A 16,592-nucleotide genomic window follows, 5' to 3' on the forward strand; every position below is an offset into this window, starting at 1 on the left:
TTAGCTTATTTTAGCCCAGTTAGTCGTGTCTCTTCGTTGATGTGCAACCTGTTCACGAATCATCTGATGATTAGGATGTGTTAGTTGAGGATCTTCATCCAATATTTTCTGAGCAGTTTCTCTAGCAACTTTTAAGATTTCGCCGTCTTTGGCAAGATCAGCAATCATCAGATCAATAGCACCACTTTGACGCGTACCTCCTAAATCGCCGGGTCCTCTCAATTGTAAATCTACTTCGGCAATCTCAAAACCATTGTTGGTTCTAACCATGGTTTCTATCCTTTTTTTGGTATCGGCACTTAACTTATAATTGGTCATTAAAATACAGTAACTCTGTTCAGCCCCACGACCTACACGGCCTCTAAGCTGATGCAGTTGTGCCAATCCAAATCTTTCAGCACTTTCAATGATCATAATACTGGCATTAGGGACATTGACGCCTACCTCAATAACGGTAGTGGCTACCATGATTTTGGTTTCATTTTTGACAAAGCGAGCCATTTCAAAATCTTTATCGGCCGACTTCATTTTACCATGAAGAATACCCAAAGGCACTTCGGGAAAGGCTCTGGAAATACTTTCAAAGCCATCCATTAAATCTTTGAAATCCATTTTTTCGGATTCTTCAATCAGAGGATAGACAATATATACTTGTCGACCTTTGCTCAATTCATTTTGAATAAAGCCAAATACTTGTAGCCGATGACTATCATAACGATTGATCGTTTGAATGGCTTTTCTTCCTGCTGGCATTTCATCAATGATGGAAATGTCTAAATCCCCATACAAGGTCATAGCTAAAGTACGCGGGATCGGTGTGGCCGTCATCACCATCACATGCGGGTGGGTCTGTTTGTTTTTATCCCAAAGTTTAGCTCGTTGGGCTACGCCAAAACGATGTTGTTCATCAATGATGCATAGTCCCAAATTATGAAATTGGACTACATCTTCAAATATGGCATGGGTTCCCACTAAAATATGCAGTTTTCCCGAGGCTAAATCCTCATGCAAAACTTGTCGATCTTTCTTTTTAGTTGACCCAGTTAATTTTGCGATTCGGATATCCAATAAATCAGCAAATTTCTTTAAACCTTGGTAATGCTGATCGGCTAGAATTTCGGTAGGAGCCATTAGGCAGGCTTGTGTGCCATTATCAATAGCCAAAAGCATGGCTATAAAAGCAACAATCGTTTTGCCAGATCCTACATCGCCTTGGAGGAGTCGGTTCATTTGTTGGCCCGACTTCATATCCTGAAAAATTTCTCGAATCACTTTTTTCTGCGCATTGGTTAGCTCAAAGGGCATGTGATTCTGATAGAAATTGGTTAGTAGGGCAGCCGAAGAAAAGACCTGTCCCGGAAACGCGGTTTTCCTGACTAAATTTTGTTTGATTAATCGGAGTTGGTTATAAAAGAGCTCTTCAAATTTCAAACGTCTTTTGGCTTGATGCAACCAATTCTCGGATTGGGGTAAATGAATATGGTATAGGGCTTCCTGCTTAGAAATGAGTTTAAATTGTTGAATAATTTCAGCGGGTAGCGTTTCTCGAATGTAAGGGAAGGCCACTTGCAAGACATTTTTTTGCAATTGAGCAATCACTTTACTGTCGATGTATTTTTTTCTTAATTTATCAGTTAAGGAATAAACTGGATGAAAATAGGTGTCATTTTGTGCTTTACCCTTGTATACTTCCATTTCTGGATGCGTAATTTGCATTTGCCCATTGAAGCTAGTGGGCTTGCCATAAAATAAATAATCCACCCCAGGCGTTAAGGTTTTTTCAAGCCATTTAATGCCTTGAAACCAGACGAGTTCAATGCAGCCAGATTCGTCGCAACATTGGGCAACGAGCCTTTGCTTGGGTCCCTGACCTATTTTTTCTTTGTAACGAATGCGTCCTACAAATTGAGCATGCTCCATTTGTTCCGTAATTTGGTCAATGGAATAAATGGCTGTTCGGTCTTCGTAGCGAAAGGGGAAATATTGAATTAAGTCGCCATAGGTAAAAAGACCTAACTCCGTTTGAAGCAAACTAAGCCTTGCGGGAGTGATACCGCGTAATAGAGCTAAATCTGTTTCAAAAAAATGGGTCATGGGCATTCCTTAAAAATTTTGTGAATTTAGGTATATTTACAAAACCTTAGGGAGAATTTTTTAAGCTTTATGTTTTTAACAAACACTTTATTAATTTCTAGATTAACATACCCTTCTTTAACTCGTGTAAAGTCATTCTTGTTACTCGTTTTTTTATTGGGAACTTATGTGTCTTCATGGGCTCAATGTCCGGTTTGGGTAGCTACTGAAAAAAAAGTAGTGGTGTTTTCTCCCAATCGCCTTATAGGTGAACCTTACCCTAGTCCTATTCCTATTCCTGTCAATGGTGCTCAGAATGCGGATATTAAATGGACATGGACATTAGCAGGTACAAATCGAGGGCAAGAGATTGGCGTAACGGATTCTACTAGATTAAATACGACCTTCGATATTCAGAAAATCATCCAGAGTCATCAGGATTTAGAAGGGACCAGTTTTACTTTAACTTATTTTATTACGGGAGTCGGTAAAGACGCCACTACGGGTCAACCATGTCAAAGTTTTGCGACCATTGACGTCGTTGTTTTAGTTAAGATACATCCATACAATGCCATTACTCCCAATTCGGATGATACCAATGATGAATGGTTTATTGACTATTTATACAATTATCCTGATGCCAACATTGTGATATTTGACAGATGGGGGCAGCCTGTTTTTGAAAGTACGGGGTATCAATATGAAGAAAAACCCTTCAAGGGGAAGTTTAATGGGAAGGATTTGCCCTCTGGAACATACATGTACCGCATTACACCTAGTGAGGAATATGGGACTATTTATGGTAACTTGACCATTGTAAGATAATATATGAAAAGCTTATTAGATCAACAGTTTCAGTCGGAAGGATTTGTCATTAGCCAAGTAGAGGATTTGCTCAACTGGGCTCGAGCGAGTTCTTTGTGGCCTATGAGCTTTGGTTTAGCTTGCTGTGCGATCGAAATGATGCAGGCATTTGCCTCAGGATATGATTTGGATCGTTTTGGAGTATTTCCTCGTCCTTCCCCTCGTCAGTCGGATGTCATGATCGTGGCTGGAACGGTTACTTTCAAAATGGCAGATCGGATTCGTCGTTTGTATGAGCAAATGCCTGAGCCGAGGTATGTGATATCTATGGGTTCTTGTTCTAACTGTGGTGGTCCCTATTGGGATCATGGATATCACGTAGTGAAAGGAGTGGATCGAATTATTCCCGTGGATGTGTATGTACCAGGCTGTCCGCCTAGGCCAGAAGCCTTATTGGGAGGGATTATTAAATTGCAGGAGAAAATTCAAAAGGAAAGTTTGGTCGTTCCTGCTCGTATTTTGGAAGCCATAGCATAAAAAGACTCAGATGAATACGGTGCTACACATAAAGGAATTGATAGAGCAAAATTTAGGCAAAAGCCTACATTGGGATGAAGCAAATGCACGTATTACATTAGAAGTAGAAGATTTAGTAGCTGTTTGTGATTTGTTATGGAGAAGTCCTGAGGCATATTTTGATTCATTGTCTTGTTTGACGGCCATCGATAATGGTCCCGAGAAAGGTGATTTGGAATTGATATATACCTTGTATTCCATTCCCAATCATTTGACATTTCATCTTCGAGTGGTCGTGCCACGTGAATTGCCTAATGGATCTTTACCTGAGGTGCCAACGGTTTCTCACATTTGGAAAACAGCCGATTGGCATGAAAGAGAGGCTTTTGATTTGGTAGGTGTGAAATTTACTGGCCACCCTGATTTAAGAAGAATCTTATTGCCAGAAGATTGGAGTGGACATCCTTTGAGAAAAGATTATGAAGAACCTGATACCTATCACGGGATTCAAGTAAAATATTAGTCGAATGAAAATAGCAGGCTTTACTTTCATTCGGAATGCAATCAAAAATGATTACGCCATTGTAGAGGCAATAACTTCCATTTTGCCAATTTGCGATGAATTTGTGGTAGCTGTTGGCCAGTCGGAAGATGATACCTTGGCATTGATTCAAGCGATACCTTCTGAAAAAATTAAAATTGTAGAAACGGTTTGGGATGACACGCAGCGAGAAGGTGGTCGCACCTTTGCTTTAGAAACAGACAAAGCATACGCAGCCATTTCACCCGATACAGATTGGGCTTTTTATATTCAAGGAGATGAATGTGTCCATGAAAATGATTTGCCCATCATTAAGCAATCCATGCAGCAGTATTTGTCAGATTCGGCTGTGGAAGGGTTATTGTTTCATTACCGTCATTTTTATGGGTCTTACAATCACGTGGCGGTGTCGCGGAGATGGTATCGTCGGGAAATTAGAGTGGTAAAATTTCATCCTAATGTACACTCTTACAAGGACGCACAAGGATTTAGAAAAGCGGGAAGAAAGATTCAGGTTAAGCTGATTCCTGCTCATATTTTCCATTATGGATGGGTTAAGCCTCCTCAAGGGCTCAATAATAAAGTGAGAAACTTTACACAATTTTACCATGACGACGCTTGGCTGGAAGCGAATGTTCCGCAGGATTATCAGTTTGATTATGGAAATGCGGAGCGTTTGACACTTTTTGAAGGGACACATCCCCGGGTCATGCAGGCAAGAGTAGCACAGCAGAATTGGCCATTTCAAGTGGACTCTAAGGAACTGAGAAAACGTATGAGTCTCAGAAGAAAAGTATTACAGCAAATAGAAGATTGGACAGGTAGGCGCATAGGAGAGTATAAAAACTACCGAATGATCTAATGATGGAAGAGAAAATTTCCTATTTCCCACAGCAAGTTTCGGAGAGCAAGCCCTTTTTTTCTATCCTGATTCCTACATGGAATAATTTGGCATTTCTTCAAAATTGTATCAGAAGTATACGCCAACATTCTACTACTTCCTATCAGTTGGTGGTACATCTCAATGAAGGGACAGATGGTTCTTTGGAATGGATAAAAGAACAAGGGGATATCGCTTATTCCCACAGTGAAGAAAATGTGGGGGTTTGTTATGCCATGAATGCAATGCGTAGCTTGGCTACGGCGGATTATTTATTGTATCTCAATGACGACATGTATGTATTACCCAATTGGGATGGGATTTTACAAGAGGAAGTGTTGGCTTGTCCAGATAATTATTTCTTTATTTCTGCTACCATGATTGAGCCAAGAGCTCAAAGTAATTGTTCCATTGAACAGGCTTATGGCTATAATTTAGAGACTTTTGAGGAAGAGCGATTATTGAAAGAATGGAATACTTGGGAGAAAGAGGATTGGCAGGGGAGTACTTGGCCGCCCAATGTAGTACATAAAGATCTTTGGGATCAGGTAGGAGGTTATAGCGTGGAGTTTTCTCCTGGCATGTATTCAGATCCAGATTTTTCCATGAAATTATGGCAGGCAGGTGTTCGCTTATTTAAAGGTGTAGCACGTAGTCGTGTGTATCATTTTGGTTCTATTTCCGTCAAAAGGGTCAAGCAAAATAAAGGGTACTATCAATTTATACGTACTTGGGGTATGAGTTCTGGGACTTTCTCCAAATACTATTTACAAAGGGGAAAGCCTTTTACAGGTCCTCTCAAAAAGCGAATAATCCCTTTTTGGGTACATCTCAAAAATTGGTATTATCGACTAAGCCTACATTTTAAAGCTTAGTAAATAGTGAAAAGTAGTTTAAATGGATATAGCCATTTACTCAAGGCCCCTTTTTTCTTATAGGCCAACATCGCATCACGGTATTTCATGACTAGGCAAGTTCTCCTGATTCTATGGAAGATTCCAGAGGAACTAAAATCATGTGCTAATTGCCGAAGTAACTTTTTTTCCAGGATTTTTTCAGGGGGACAAAGTTCAGCCAAGAGTTGAACGCGCTGCTGTATACGTAGGTCTCGTTGTTTTCTAGTTGTATAATGTTTGGGTGCTTTTTTTAAGTTGGCCCCTATGGCATTTTGATCATGTTGACGGTAATGCACCAAAACTTCGGGCAAATAAGTAACCCCTTGAAAGCAGGTTGCAAGAAAGCCAATGTAGTAGTCGTGGGAAACAAATCTTGGAAAAGGAAAAGCATGTTTCAATATGGATTTTTGAAACAACATACTATGACCTGGGGCCCAAGCACCAAACGTGTACATGAGAGGAGAGGTATAGGGAATTTGATTTTTTAGGTCAGACATTCTTTGAGGAAGCTCATGTCCATTGTCGTCAATGAGTTGAGAATCAGCATAAATCAGCGAATGTGCCCCGAAGGATTGGTATAAGCGACTTAATTTTTGTTTTTCCCAAATATCATCTTGGTCGGATAGGGCAATCCATTCACCTTGAGCTAATTGAATTGCTTTTTCAAAACTTCCTACATAGCCTAAATTTTTCTCGTTTTGGTAGAGTTTAATTCTCGCATCTTGTTGTGCCATTTTTTGAAGAATGGACCAAGTAGTATCGGTGGAAGCATCATCCAAATAGACAAACTCAAGATGTGGATAATCTTGGTTTAAGTGGCTGAGAATTTGTTCTTCCACAAATTTCTCTCCCTGGTAACAAGCCATGACGATTGAAATTAAGGGAGGATTCCGTTTGTTATTCTGTATTGAGGGCATTGAAAGGGTATAAATTCTAAAGTAGTTTATTAAAATTGTAGTAATTTGGCCTAAATTTAAGAAAGATTCTCATTGAAAACCTATCTCCGACTACTTAGCTACGCCGTTTCCATTCGGAAGTATATATTTCCTTATTTCGGATTTTCATTATTGGCGAGCTTATTTGGAATCTTAAATTTCACTTTGTTGATTCCACTATTGAATGTGCTTTTCAATCAGGCTGCAACATCTAACATTGAATTATACCGAAATCTTCCTGAATTCAGCTTTTCTCCCAATTATTTTTCTTTTGCTTTTAATCATTATTTCTATGGTGCATTAGAGCAATACGGTAGAATTGGCGCTTTGCAGTATGCCTGTGGAGCAATCATGATTTCCGTGATTTTGTCTAATATCTTTCGTTATTTTTCACAGCGAGTATTAAAAACGGTGGAGGCTGACACCATTGCTTCATTGAGGCAAGCCGTATTCGAACAAGCTATTCGTTTGGATTTGAGTTATTTCAGTGAGCGCAAGAAGGGGAATTTGATGTCTCGCTTGACCACGGACGTACAGGAGGTGGAAAATAGTATCGGCAGGGCCTTTACCGCTACTTTCAAAGAGATTTTTTCTTTAGTCTTGTTTTTTGTCTTTTTAGCTAGTATGTCTGGCAAATTGACTTTATTCTCTCTTATGATACTTCCCCTTTCAGGAGGAGTTATTGCTACCATTACTCGAAGATTACGTCGTGCAGCTGGAGAAGTGCAGCAGCATTTAAGTGGCTTGATTAGCTTATTGGACGAGACTTTTGGAGCCATGCGTGTGGTGAAGGCATTTCGAGCAGAGCCAATGATGGATCAACGATTTCAGCAAGAAAATGGGAAATACCGACATTCCTTGTTGAAGATGGTATTCAGACAAGAATTGACTTCACCTGTCTCGGAAAGTTTGGGAGTATTGGTGGTTACAGGAATATTGTTGTATGGAGGAACATTAGTGATTTCTGGAGATGGAGAATTAAGTGCGTCTACCTTCATTGCTTTTATAGCAACTTTTTCACAGGTAATGCGACCTGCCAAGGCAATAGCAGATGCATTCAGTGGTATTCAACGCGGAGTGGCAAGTGCTGACCGGATTATAGAAATCTTAGATACCCAGCCTAGTATTGTAGCAGAGGAGCCAATTATTCCAAAGAAAGAATTGGTTCATACCATCGTTTTTGATCAGGTGAATTTTGCTTATCAAAAGGATAAATTGGTATTAGATCAAGTCAGTTTTGAGATTCCAAAAGGGAAGACCATCGCTTTGGTTGGGCCGTCAGGTGGTGGTAAATCCACTTTAGCGGATTTGTTGCCCCGTTTTTATGATCCTAATTCAGGTCAAATTTTGATTGATGATGTGCCAATTAAGCAAGTGCCTCTAGAAGATTTGCGCTCCTTGATGGGTATCGTAACTCAAGAATCAGTTTTGTTTAATGACACTATATTCAACAACATTGCCTTTGGTACGGAAGCTAGTCAAGAAGAAGTAGAAGAAGCTGCTAAAATCGCCAATGCACATGATTTTATTATGGCCAATCCGGAGGGATATCAGGCTTATATTGGGGACCGAGGTTCAAAATTGTCTGGTGGGCAACGTCAGCGAATATCCATTGCGAGAGCTGTATTGAAAAATCCACCTATTTTGATTTTAGATGAAGCAACTAGTGCGCTAGACAATGAATCGGAGAAATTAGTTCAGGCAGCTTTAACGAATCTGATGAAGAATAGAACGGTGTTGGTAATCGCTCATCGTTTAAGTACCATACAGCATGCGGATCAGATATTGGTCGTACAAAAAGGAAAGATTATGGAAAGGGGAACGCATGAGGAATTAATGCGTGATTCGAAGGGACTTTATGCTAAATTAAGTCATTCCAAATAATCAGACCATTTGATAGATACACGAATCGATTTATCAAGAAATGATTAGTTATTCCATTTAGAAAAGGGTAATTTTGCGTTCGAATTGTAAATTAGCTTTGATTATCTACTATGTCATCATCATTATTAGCACAACGAATTCAAGCTTTAGAAGAGTCTTCCACTTTAGGAATGACTAAAAAAGCTCGTGAATTAGCCGCCCAAGGTCATAAAGTAATAAGTTTATCGGTTGGAGAGCCAGATTTTAAAACTCCAGCTCACATCTGTGAAGCAGCAAAGAAGGCCATCGATGATGGTTTTCACGGATATTCTCCGGTAGCAGGTTATCCAGATTTGCGTATGGCAATTGCCAACAAATTGAAACGTGATAATGGATTAGAGTGGGCTTCTGAAAACATTGTTGTTTCTACAGGAGCTAAGCATTCACTAGCTAATGCCATTGCTGCATTAATCGATCCAGGTGATGAGGTAATCATTTTCTCTCCTTACTGGGTTTCTTATTCAGAAATGGTCAAATTAGCTGAAGGTACTTCCGTGATTGTTCAAGGTTCTTTTGAGAATAATTTCAAAGTAACAGCTGAGCAATTTGAAGCGGCAATTACACCTAAGACTAAAATGGTGATGTTTGCATCGCCAAATAATCCTACAGGTTCTGTTTACACAGAATCAGAATTACGTGATATTGCCAATGTTGTAGCTCGTCATGAGCGCATCTTTGTTTTGGCAGATGAAATATATGAGTACATCAATTTTACTCAAGGAGGTCATTTTTCAATTGGTTCAATTCCTGAGATTAAAGACCGTGTTATCACAGTAAATGGTGTTGCTAAAGGTCATGCCATGACTGGTTGGAGAATTGGATTCATTGCTGCAGCCAAATGGATTGCTGATGGTGTAGAGAAATTACAAGGTCAAGTAACATCAGGTACGAACTCCATCGCTCAAAAAGCAGCCGTTGCAGCATTTAACGGAACCTTGGATCATGCTTATGAAATGAAAGCCGCTTATGACCGCCGTCGTAAATTGGTAGTAGGTAAATTACGTGAGATCGAAGGATTTAAAGTGAATATGCCAGATGGTGCATTTTATGCATTCCCTGATATTTCTTATTTCTATGGTAAATCTGATGGAAAAACGACCATCAATGATTCGGATGATTTCTGTAACTGGTTGTTACAAGAAGCTTATGTAGCCACTGTAGCAGGTTCTGGTTTTGGAGCTCCTAATTGTATGCGTATTTCTACCGCAGCTGCTGATGAGCAATTAGAAGAAGCTTGCGAGCGTATTAAAAATGCGGTTGCTAAATTGAAATAAACGAATTTTAATATATATAAAAAAGGTTAGCTGTTCATTCAGCTAACCTTTTTTTATGCCTAGTGATTATACTTGTTTAGGTTTCAGACTATTACTTTTTCAAGGTCTTGCTTAGCATACTAAATCCAATAATGGCAGAAACCAAGGAGGCTAATAAAATGCTGAACTTAGAGACGTCTACAATGGATTCTTGATTGAATGATAAGTTGGTGATGAAAATAGACATGGTAAATCCAATTCCTCCCAAAAATCCTACGCCAACAATGGATGCCCATGATAAATCTTTGGGTATTTTACTGATACCCAAGCTGGAAGCAATAAAACAAAATAAGAATATACCAATGGGCTTACCTAGACTCAGTCCAGTGAATATGCCCAAACTGTATGTTTCAAGTAGTTTGCTAGTGGTATCCGTATTTAGGATGATAGCAGTGTTAGCCAAGGCAAATATGGGTAATATTCCGAAGCTGACTGGCTTATGTAAAAAGTGCTGAATTTTAGTAGATATGGATTGTTGGTCCCCCTGATCAAATGGAATGGCAAATGCTAATAATACCCCCGTAATAGTAGGGTGGACACCAGATTTTCCCATAAAATACCACATGGCTACACCTCCAATTAGATACAAGGGTATGGAGCGGACTTTAGCAAAATTCAGTCCACCTAACAAAGCGAATGTGCCTAATGATAAAAATAAATTGGTCCAGTCTAAGCCACTAGAATAAAATGTTCCAATGATGACTATAGCCCCTAGGTCGTCAATTACTGCCAAAGCGGTTAAAAAAATCTTAAGCGATAAGGGCACTTTATTTCCTAAAAGGGACAAGATTCCTAAAGCAAATGCGATATCGGTCGACATAGGAATGGCACTTCCAGAAATGGTGCTCGTGCCATAATTGAAAATAGTATAGATAATGACAGGAACAACCATGCCTCCTAATGCCCCTATGATAGGGAAAGAGGCTTCCTTGATTCTGGAAAGTTCGCCAATGTAAATTTCTCTTTCTAATTCTAAACCCACCAATAGGAAAAAGATGGTCATTAATCCATCATTGATCCAATGTTCTAAAGCATGGCCTAAAATTTCGCTTCTCCATAGGTGATGGTATGCATTTCCCCATTCAGAGTTGGTGATATAGAGAGATAGAAGGGTACAAAAAATCAGAATGATACCACTTGATTTTTCACTTTCAAAAAACTCTTTGAACAATTTACTAGTCTTCATAGAATGGGTGAAAGAATTTTAGAAATGGTAACTAAAGCTAGCTGCATAATAATTGGGAGCAATTCTTGGTTCCCATTGAAAGGCTTGCTTTTGGGAAAAATGCTGTTTCAATTTAGGATAAATACAATAGGCTAATTCTGCCGAAGCGATTCCAATTCCAGCTCCTACTAAGACGTCACTTACCCAATGTTCATGGTTAGCTAGTCGTAAGTAACCCGTTCCTGCAGCTAAAGTATATCCTGTAACAGCTAACCAAGGATAATCCTTGCCCAGTTCTTTTGCCAAAACGGTCGCTCCAAAAAATGCTGTGGCGGTGTGACCAGAAGGGAAGGAATGTTCGGTGCCGTTGGGGCGTGTTTCATTAACAATGCGCTTCAAGCCTTGAGTGCTAATGGCATAAATACCTGTTCCTAAAAGAAATAAGCCTAACTGATCCTTGGTTTTATGTACTGCATTAGCACCTAATAATCGGGCACCGATTTGAATCAAAGTTGGGCTATATTGTAAAAAATCATCTGCCGAAGTCTGAAAGTTGGGGTAGTTCTCTTGATGCCAAGTAAGCTGTTTATCTCGAGCACTTTGGTTGTAAAAAACCAATCCCCCAATCCCTAAACTTAGAGGAGCTATCCAGGGCTTCAGCTTAGTACTTTTTTTTTCTTGTCCGTATGATTCATTTATTCCTAGAATCAGCAAGCAAACCAGAGCCCAATATTTGTAAGACGGCATTATTTTTCTTTTAATAGGTTTTGGATAGTTTTTTCAAATTCTTGAACCCAATCCGTATAGTATAAACCTGTTCCTGGTCCTGAGAAGCCCGTGTGAATTTCTCTTACTTTTCCTTTTTTATCGATGACGAAAGTGGTTGGATAGCCGTAGAATTTATTCAACATAGGGAAAACTTGAGCTATGGTGTCATCATTGGGAACGCCCCCAAAAACTAAAGGATATTCGATGCCTATTTTCTTTTTGAAATTTTCAATTTTAGGACCAGAAACTGCCATATCCGGGGAGTATTCGAAAGAAACGCCAATGACTTCCACCCCTTTTGCTTTGTTTTTAGCATAAAATGGAGCTAAAAAACGGGCTTCATCAATACAATTCGGGCACCAAGACCCCATGATTTCTACGATGACCACTTTATCTTTGAAGCGCTCATCTTGCAGGCTAATTGTTTCCCCTTTAGGAGTAGGTAAGCTGAAATTTAAACGATCGTATCCAGGTTTTAAGAAAGTTAATTTTTTCAAGTCAGGTAAGCTTGCCTTCGGATCTAAGCGCCCCTTAAACTCTTTCTTGGTAGCAAAACCAGAAAACAAGGTTCCTTGGATTTCTTTAGCCGTTACTTTGGTTTTGAAAAGCAGGACAAAGCTTCCATCAAAATAACTCACCAATAGGCTGTCGCCAGACACATTTCCTTGTAAAAAGCGATAATCACCTGAGGTTTGTAAAATAGAACCCGTTACTTTATTCCCAACTTGTTTGAAAATACCAACGCTGGGAGTATGCTTATCATTGACAGAAATATCCACGTCCCAAGTTCCACTGACATTGACTGTTGGCGGTTTTAATGCTGTGAATCTTTCTTTGGATCCATATTGAGCTGAAAAGGGTAGTTGGTTAACAAATTTCCCATTTCTTTTTTTGATCCAATAGCCTGACATTTTTTTTGAGCCATCTACATGTGCTACAATTTCTGAATCATATAGGTCAAATGGTATTACCAAAGAATCGCCTCGAAAATAGGATTCGCCTAAATGAAAACTTTCTGAGCCATTAATGACTTTAATTAAATAAGTATCTTTCTTTTTGCCTGGAGCAACACTAAGGTTAACTGGAAGTCCACCTCCTTGAGAACGAAGCTCTGCTCTCCAAGGGCCTAATTGTAGGTTTTTACTCGTTTGGGCAATTACATTGGCAGTCAAAAAGAAAGCAATGAACCCTAAAAATAAATGTCGTTTAGTCATGTTAATTAAATGCTTGTTCGCAAAGATAGGACAAAGCAAGGCGGCTTTAAAAAAAATGCCGACAATTTCGAAAATTGCTGAAATGACCGCAGGATAATTTGTAATTTTGTTTTGAATAGACCCTATGATCGAGAACCCATACCATACCTCCGTTTTATTGCATGAATGCGTTGATGGATTAGCCATTAAGCCAGCTGGCATTTATGTAGATGTTACTTTTGGAGGAGGAGGTCATTCTCGTGCGATTTTGGAAAAATTAGGTCCAGATGGGCGTTTATTTGCCTTTGATCAAGATCCTGATGCATGGCGACAAGCTGAAAAAATTGACGATGATCGCTTGGAATTGATTACAGCCAATTTTCGGCATATTCAGAAATATTTACGGATACACGGGATCAAACAGGTAGATGGAATCATGGCTGATTTTGGAGTGTCATCTTTTCAGTTGGACGCAGCAGAGCGTGGTTTTTCAACTCGTTTTGATGGCCCTTTGGATATGCGGATGGGACCTTCTGCATCTACTGATGCTGCAGAAGTTCTAAATTCATATTCGGCTGAGAATCTGCAAAAGATTTTTGGGATGTATGGGGAGATCAAAAATGCGCGTACTTTGGCTCAAGCAGTAGTCCAAGCCAGAACGCAAAAAGCCCTAAAAACGACATCGGAATTCAAAGAAATATTGGCTAAATTAGCTCCAAGATCTCGCGAGTTTAAGTACTTTGCTCAAGCGTTTCAAGCGGTGCGTATTGAAGTAAATCAAGAATTAGCAGTTATAGAAGAGTTTTTAGATCAAGCGGCTAATTTATTAGCTCCTGAAGGCAGATTGGTGGTATTATCCTTTCATTCTTTGGAAGATCGCTTGGTGAAAAATTTCATTCGTACAGGGGATTGTCAAGGTAAGGAAGATAAAGATTTGTTTGGGGTAGTTCATAAACCCCTAGAGTCAATTATCCGTAAACCTATTACGGCCTCCGAAGAAGAGTTAAAAAGAAATCCACGGTCACGAAGTGCAAAATTGAGAATCGCAGCTAAAATTTAATATGGCGAAACAAGTGTCTGATACTGAACAAGCTCCAAAAACTTCCGTTCCTCAAGAAGGGATATTGGATCTTTTGTTCAATATGGATCCCTTAACAGGGGGCGAGTTGCCTTTTAAGTTGGTAAAAAGAATCGCTTTCATTGCATTTTTAATCATTGTATATATTTATTATTCGATGTTGGCCGATGGGAAAATTCATCAAATAGCTAAAACCAAAGCAGAATTGGAAGAGATTCGAGCGGATTATACGACACAAAAAGCCGAATTCATGAAGATTGGAAAGCAAAGCTATTTGGCCGTAGCCATGAAGAAATATGCCTTGGAATTAAGTTTAACTCCGCCTACTAAAGTCGTTTTTGATCAATCTAAAGAAGCTAAAAACAACGACTAGCGTATGGCAAAGGTAAAAAGACAAAACATACGAGAGATTATCACCAAGCGATTCATCGCCTTTTTTATCGTGGTGATTTTGTTGTTTGTTGTCTTGGTGGTGAACTTATATAAAATAGTTTTTATCAACGGAGAAACTCTACGCAATGATGTGTTTAATACCTACATCAAAGAAAGAAGCGTAGACGCTACTCGTGGGAATATTTATTCGGATGATGGTAGTTTATTAGCAACTTCTTTGCCCAAATATAGATTGGGTTTGGACCCTTCCGTATATAATCGAAATGCTACTTCAGAAAAAAAGTTTAAGGAACATATTGATGAATTAGCCAATGCATTAGCTGATTTTTTCCAAGATCATTCAGCGGAAGAATACAAGAATAAAATAGTTTCGGCGAAGAAGAACGGCAAAAATTATTTATTGCTAAACAATCGATTGCTGGATTTTCAGGAACGGAAAAAGGTAGCCAAATTTCCTCTATTCAATTTAGGGGAAGCTACCAAGACGGGGATTGTATTCGATAAAGTGAATGTTCGCTATGCTCCTTTTGGACAGATGGCTTATCGTACTGTTGGATATTTGAAAGATAAGGTAGCCGTAGGTATCGAAGGGAGTTTCAATTCAGAATTAAAGGGGACTCCTGGGAAGGGATTATTTGAGAAAATGGATAAAAATACTTGGAGACCAGTAGAAGGAGGAGAAGAGTCTGTTCCTAAGCCTGGCCTAGATATTTATACCACTTTAGATATTAACATTCAAGATATTGTAGAGTCGGCTTTGATGAAAGCCATGACAACCTATGAGGGCGATTACGGAGTGGTTATTGTGATGGAAACAGCTACTGGAGAAATCAAAGCCATTTCCAATTTGTCTAAAAATGCAAATTCTCCAACTGGATATTCAGAGAGCTTTAATTATGCGATTCGAGAGGCTAGAGACCCAGGGTCCGTATTTAAATTACCTTCCATGATGGCCATGCTTGAGGAGGCTGATTTGCCATTGGATATGCCTGTATCAACAGGAAATGGTAAGTATCACCATTACAATGGGACTATGTCTGACTCCCACCCTATGGGGACCATTTCGGTAGCTCAAGTTATCGAAAGCTCTTCCAATGTAGGAACCATGGTGCTTATGAAAAAGGTCTTTGCATCTAAGCCTGCTAAATTTTATGATTATCTGAAAAAGTACCATTTAATTGAATCATTGCATTTTCAAATCCAACCCAACCCGAGGCCTAATTTCCCTGTTCCTGCCAAATGGGATGCTTTTCAGTTGCTTTGGTCTTCCGTGGGATATTCAACGCAATACTCTCCATTGCAATTGATTTCATTTTATAATGCGATTGCGAATAATGGTTATTGGGTTCAGCCTATTATTGTCAGTAAAGCTACACGAGCTGATGAGGTGGTGATTGATTATCGGGCTAAGCAGCTAAGAGATCAAGCTCCTTTATGTTCCCCTAAGACCTTAGAAAAAATTAAAACGATGCTTGAAGGGGTTGTAACCAAAGGGACAGCCAATAATATCAAAGGAACAAGCTATGGAATAGCGGGGAAAACAGGTACAGCTCAGCGAATTATTAATGGGCGCTATATTCCAGGGAAATACTATACTTCGTTTATTGGGTACTTTCCAGTGAAAAAACCTAAGTACACCATTTTAGTATCAATCGATAATCCTCAAGGACATGCTGAAGCTACTTATGCCAGACAAGTAACGGCACCCGTATTTAAGGAAATTTCAGATAATATTTACTTAAGGGACATGAAGCTTCACCGAAAGTTAACGGGGACCTTACCTGATTCTTTAAACAAAGCGTCTCTGTCTCATACAGTACATCCCATGGATCAGACTATCTTGTATTCCAATTTTGGTTTACCTAAAGTGGAAGAAGATGGAAGTTGGCTTCAGTTTAAAATGGATAAACAATTGGTTCAAAATACACCTTTGAGTTTTCCTGCCAAGACGGTACCCAATGTGGTAGGGATGAATTTAAGGGACGCTTTATTTACCTTAGAAAATAGAGGACTCAAAGTAAAGGCCAATGGCTTAGGAACAGTGGTGAGTCAATCCATTCCTCCAGGCAGTCCAACCCGAAAAAATCTTTTATTACAAATTCAACTACAGTAAT

15 protein-coding genes are annotated in these 16,592 nt (G+C 39.3%); 10 read left to right on the forward strand and 5 right to left on the reverse strand.

The window, feature by feature from the left end; genetic code table 11:
* A complete protein-coding gene (recG, locus tag EWU22_RS04125) occupies positions 1-2,094 on the reverse strand; it encodes an ATP-dependent DNA helicase RecG (protein ID WP_130924684.1) in 2,094 nt (697 codons plus the stop codon).
* A 69-nt stretch (positions 2,095-2,163) separates the two neighbouring features.
* Here recG and EWU22_RS04130 point away from each other — a divergent pair, with 69 nt between their 5' ends.
* The 5 genes from EWU22_RS04130 to EWU22_RS04150 are packed head-to-tail and all read left to right on the forward strand — an operon-like array spanning position 2,164 to position 5,689.
* On the forward strand, positions 2,164-2,898 hold the full coding sequence (locus EWU22_RS04130) for a gliding motility-associated C-terminal domain-containing protein (RefSeq protein WP_130924534.1): 735 nt from the start codon (positions 2,164-2,166) through the stop codon (positions 2,896-2,898).
* A gap of 3 nt (positions 2,899-2,901) precedes the next feature.
* On the forward strand, positions 2,902-3,414 hold the full coding sequence (locus tag EWU22_RS04135; RefSeq protein ID WP_130924535.1) for an NADH-quinone oxidoreductase subunit B: 513 nt from the start codon (positions 2,902-2,904) through the stop codon (positions 3,412-3,414).
* A gap of 10 nt (positions 3,415-3,424) precedes the next feature.
* The gene (locus tag EWU22_RS04140; RefSeq protein ID WP_130924536.1) at positions 3,425-3,916 is read left to right on the forward strand and encodes an NADH-quinone oxidoreductase subunit C; all 492 of its coding nucleotides are present in this window, start codon (positions 3,425-3,427) and stop codon (positions 3,914-3,916) included.
* A gap of 4 nt (positions 3,917-3,920) precedes the next feature.
* Entirely contained in the window at positions 3,921-4,796 is an 876-nt protein-coding gene (locus tag EWU22_RS04145; RefSeq protein ID WP_130924537.1) for a glycosyltransferase family protein, read from the forward strand.
* The gene (locus EWU22_RS04150; RefSeq protein ID WP_231962710.1) at positions 4,796-5,689 is read left to right on the forward strand and encodes a glycosyltransferase family 2 protein; all 894 of its coding nucleotides are present in this window, start codon (positions 4,796-4,798) and stop codon (positions 5,687-5,689) included. The genes EWU22_RS04145 and EWU22_RS04150 overlap by 1 nt, the downstream gene beginning before the upstream one ends.
* On the opposite strand, the gene EWU22_RS04155 is transcribed toward EWU22_RS04150, so the two are convergent.
* On the reverse strand, positions 5,686-6,627 hold the full coding sequence (locus EWU22_RS04155) for a glycosyltransferase (protein WP_130924538.1): 942 nt from the start codon (positions 6,625-6,627) through the stop codon (positions 5,686-5,688). The two genes, EWU22_RS04150 and EWU22_RS04155, sit on opposite strands and share 4 nt — an antisense overlap.
* Positions 6,628-6,699: 72 nt before the next feature.
* On the opposite strand from EWU22_RS04155, the gene EWU22_RS04160 reads away from it, so the two are divergent.
* Both EWU22_RS04160 and EWU22_RS04165 read left to right on the forward strand, forming a co-directional pair.
* Complete coding sequence (locus tag EWU22_RS04160; protein ID WP_130924539.1) at positions 6,700-8,529, forward strand: ABC transporter ATP-binding protein; 1,830 nt, start codon at positions 6,700-6,702, stop codon at positions 8,527-8,529.
* A 110-nt stretch (positions 8,530-8,639) separates the two neighbouring features.
* The gene (locus EWU22_RS04165) at positions 8,640-9,842 is read left to right on the forward strand and encodes a pyridoxal phosphate-dependent aminotransferase (RefSeq protein ID WP_109322102.1); all 1,203 of its coding nucleotides are present in this window, start codon (positions 8,640-8,642) and stop codon (positions 9,840-9,842) included.
* A gap of 91 nt (positions 9,843-9,933) precedes the next feature.
* On the opposite strand, the gene nhaA is transcribed toward EWU22_RS04165, so the two are convergent.
* From nhaA to EWU22_RS04180, 3 genes are read right to left on the reverse strand one after another with little or no spacing between them, the layout of a single operon-like run.
* Positions 9,934-11,067: a Na+/H+ antiporter NhaA gene (gene nhaA / locus EWU22_RS04170; protein ID WP_130924540.1), complete on the reverse strand. Its 1,134-nt coding sequence runs from the start codon at positions 11,065-11,067 to the stop codon at positions 9,934-9,936.
* 18 nt (positions 11,068-11,085) lie between these two features.
* Entirely contained in the window at positions 11,086-11,793 is a 708-nt protein-coding gene (locus tag EWU22_RS04175) for a phosphatase PAP2 family protein (RefSeq protein WP_130924541.1), read from the reverse strand.
* Complete coding sequence (locus EWU22_RS04180; RefSeq protein ID WP_161566786.1) at positions 11,793-13,028, reverse strand: peroxiredoxin family protein; 1,236 nt, start codon at positions 13,026-13,028, stop codon at positions 11,793-11,795. The genes EWU22_RS04175 and EWU22_RS04180 overlap by 1 nt, the downstream gene beginning before the upstream one ends.
* Before the next feature lie 124 nt (positions 13,029-13,152).
* On the opposite strand from EWU22_RS04180, the gene rsmH reads away from it, so the two are divergent.
* Genes rsmH through EWU22_RS04195 form a run of 3 tightly spaced genes read left to right on the forward strand, consistent with a single transcriptional unit; the run spans position 13,153 to position 16,591 of the window.
* The gene (gene rsmH, locus EWU22_RS04185) at positions 13,153-14,067 is read left to right on the forward strand and encodes a 16S rRNA (cytosine(1402)-N(4))-methyltransferase RsmH (protein WP_130924543.1); all 915 of its coding nucleotides are present in this window, start codon (positions 13,153-13,155) and stop codon (positions 14,065-14,067) included.
* Position 14,068: 1 nt separating this feature from the next.
* On the forward strand, positions 14,069-14,458 hold the full coding sequence (locus EWU22_RS04190; protein ID WP_130924544.1) for an FtsL-like putative cell division protein: 390 nt from the start codon (positions 14,069-14,071) through the stop codon (positions 14,456-14,458).
* A 3-nt stretch (positions 14,459-14,461) separates the two neighbouring features.
* Positions 14,462-16,591, forward strand: coding sequence for a penicillin-binding protein (locus EWU22_RS04195; protein ID WP_130924545.1), 2,130 nt, complete (start codon positions 14,462-14,464; stop codon positions 16,589-16,591).
* Position 16,592 lies beyond the last annotated feature (1 nt).

Source organism: Aquirufa nivalisilvae, assembly GCF_004307455.1.
GTDB classification, from domain to species: Bacteria; Bacteroidota; Bacteroidia; order Cytophagales; family Spirosomataceae; genus Aquirufa; species Aquirufa nivalisilvae.

What these genes read in the sequence shown, in the direction of transcription:
- recG (WP_130924684.1), bottom strand. Translation starts at nt 2,094, where the DNA reads ATGACCCATTTTTTTGAAACAGATTTAGCTCTATTACGCGGTATCACT.
- EWU22_RS04130 (WP_130924534.1), top strand. Translation starts at nt 2,164, where the DNA reads ATGTTTTTAACAAACACTTTATTAATTTCTAGATTAACATACCCTTCT.
- EWU22_RS04135 (WP_130924535.1), top strand. Translation starts at nt 2,902, where the DNA reads ATGAAAAGCTTATTAGATCAACAGTTTCAGTCGGAAGGATTTGTCATT.
- EWU22_RS04140 (WP_130924536.1), top strand. Translation starts at nt 3,425, where the DNA reads ATGAATACGGTGCTACACATAAAGGAATTGATAGAGCAAAATTTAGGC.
- EWU22_RS04145 (WP_130924537.1), top strand. Translation starts at nt 3,921, where the DNA reads ATGAAAATAGCAGGCTTTACTTTCATTCGGAATGCAATCAAAAATGAT.
- EWU22_RS04150 (WP_231962710.1), top strand. Translation starts at nt 4,796, where the DNA reads ATGATGGAAGAGAAAATTTCCTATTTCCCACAGCAAGTTTCGGAGAGC.
- EWU22_RS04155 (WP_130924538.1), bottom strand. Translation starts at nt 6,627, where the DNA reads ATGCCCTCAATACAGAATAACAAACGGAATCCTCCCTTAATTTCAATC.
- EWU22_RS04165 (WP_109322102.1), top strand. Translation starts at nt 8,640, where the DNA reads ATGTCATCATCATTATTAGCACAACGAATTCAAGCTTTAGAAGAGTCT.
- nhaA (WP_130924540.1), bottom strand. Translation starts at nt 11,067, where the DNA reads ATGAAGACTAGTAAATTGTTCAAAGAGTTTTTTGAAAGTGAAAAATCA.
- EWU22_RS04175 (WP_130924541.1), bottom strand. Translation starts at nt 11,793, where the DNA reads ATGCCGTCTTACAAATATTGGGCTCTGGTTTGCTTGCTGATTCTAGGA.
- EWU22_RS04180 (WP_161566786.1), bottom strand. Translation starts at nt 13,028, where the DNA reads ATGACTAAACGACATTTATTTTTAGGGTTCATTGCTTTCTTTTTGACT.
- rsmH (WP_130924543.1), top strand. Translation starts at nt 13,153, where the DNA reads ATGATCGAGAACCCATACCATACCTCCGTTTTATTGCATGAATGCGTT.
- EWU22_RS04190 (WP_130924544.1), top strand. Translation starts at nt 14,069, where the DNA reads ATGGCGAAACAAGTGTCTGATACTGAACAAGCTCCAAAAACTTCCGTT.
- EWU22_RS04195 (WP_130924545.1), top strand. Translation starts at nt 14,462, where the DNA reads ATGGCAAAGGTAAAAAGACAAAACATACGAGAGATTATCACCAAGCGA.